Origin of the sequence: Paenibacillus sp. UASWS1643 (assembly GCF_008693195.1) — a bacterium.
GTDB lineage: Bacteria > Bacillota > Bacilli > Paenibacillales > Paenibacillaceae > Paenibacillus > Paenibacillus amylolyticus_B.
Window position 1 is genome coordinate 1 of sequence record NZ_VXKZ01000041.1, and the last position, 349, is coordinate 349.

At 42.1% G+C, this 349-nt stretch carries 1 pseudogene; it reads right to left on the minus strand.

The window, feature by feature from the left end:
• A pseudogene (locus FE296_RS00200) lies at positions 1-349 on the minus strand (ATP-binding protein); the annotation flags it as partial.

The following is a 349-nucleotide window of genomic DNA, read 5'->3' on the forward strand; positions in this document are numbered from 1 at the left end:
TTTTTAGGATCAAGTTGTACCCCGATGTAGGTATGATATTCATTGGTTTCCCGGGAAGAACGTTGATTACTGAGCGTCTGTTTCAACCTTTGGAAGTAATCAATCCCATTCTCTCTCAGGGGATAATCCTTTCTCATAATGCTCTCTATCGTTTCATCCAAAATCCCGTTAACGTCCGTAAGGGACGGGATCATAAGGAAATGTAGATCACTCATATTTTCGACATAATAGGATAACTGATTATTGAAAGGGTGGATCTTCTGGACATAATCCCGGAAGTCATACCCATAACCTTCGACCTGATAATAAGCCCACACGCTTCCATCCCGCCCAAAAGCCAAGTTTCCTT